Below are 1,314 nucleotides of genomic sequence, written 5' to 3'. Positions count from 1 at the left end.
GACCGGAATCAATTCAATCCCTTCCCAAACCATCATATGCGCAGAAGAGGCCACACTCGTTTTATCACCGACGGTCAACGGATTTTTCGTCATCACCTTTTCGATGAGTGTCAACTCCTCCTGACCGATGATATCTTTTGAAGTGACCATTCCTTGGACCTTCATATTGTCATCAACAACAGGGAAACGGCTATGCCCTGACTCCTGATTGAGTTCGTGCCATGTCTGAACCCTGTCACCGATCGTCAAAAAAGTCGTCTCCTGAACCGGTGTCAAGATATCCTCCACAAGCAAGATTTCCTTTTTGATCAACTGGTCATAAATCGCCCGGTTGATCATCGTTGCGACAGTGAAGGTATCATAGCTCGTGGAAATGACGGGCATTTCCAATTCATCAGCTAACCTTTTAACCGGCTCTTCCGTATCGAAGCCTCCGGTAATGAGCACCGCCGCTCCCGCTTTTAGCGCATGCTCATGGGCCTGTGTACGGTTTCCGACGATCAGCAGATTTCCTGCGCCTGTATATCTCATCATCGCATCCAGCTTCATTGCCCCAATGACGAATTTATTCAAGGTTTTATGAAGTCCCGTTTTGCCGCCCAGAACTTGTCCGTCCACAATATTAACCACCTCGGCAAAAGTGAGCTTTTCAATATTCTCTTTTTTCTTTTTCTCGATACGAATCGTGCCTACTCGCTCAATCGAGCTCACAAAGCCCTGATTCTCTGCCTCTTTAATGGCCCGATACGCCGTTCCTTCACTAACATTCAATGCTTTCGCAATTTGGCGGACGGAAATCTTCTCGCCAACTGGAAGCCCATCGATATGCTTTAATATTTGTTCATGCTTTGTAGCCAAGCGCTTCACCCTTTTCACGGTATTCCTATTCCCCATTATAAGGTCAAAGAGCCCAGTTTATCAAACAACTACTAATATTGGCGCAGCCTTTTGTATTCTACCTCCCGTTTCCGCTTGTGCTTTTTAGGTGAATATAGAATGCCCGTCAAGTTCCCGGCCACAGCCAGCAATGCGAACAACAGCCAAGATCCGGCAAACAAGCCCTCCAGCCCGCCGCTTTCCAACGACAACCGCGGCACGGCATAATAGAGCATCACTCCGCATAAAAGCAAACACAACAACAACCTCTGCTTCATCCAATCCCCCCTTCTTTGCCATCTATTCATTTTATGCCTGCGAAGGAAAAAAAGACTGACCTGCATGAACGAGATTAACTTGTCTATATGTCCATATATCGCGCACCCTATAAAATGAAGCGCAATAACGTGGATTTAATGTTACACGAGACTTTACGAG

General features: G+C 46.6%; 2 protein-coding genes. Both read right to left on the bottom strand.

All coding sequences use genetic code 11. From position 1 onward, the window contains the following. Positions 1-858: DRTGG domain-containing protein (locus CVN76_RS21290; RefSeq protein WP_100532962.1), on the bottom strand; the 858-nt coding region annotated here is incomplete at its 3' end. A 71-nt stretch (positions 859-929) separates the two neighbouring features. Then, on the bottom strand, positions 930-1,154 hold the full coding sequence (locus tag CVN76_RS21285; protein WP_061142234.1) for a hypothetical protein: 225 nt from the start codon (positions 1,152-1,154) through the stop codon (positions 930-932). Positions 1,155-1,314: the final 160 nt, after the last annotated feature.

This window comes from Bacillus sp. mrc49, from assembly GCF_002803435.1.
Note: the sequence above shows the minus strand (reverse complement) of the source record. Positions and strands in the feature narration are given on the sequence as shown.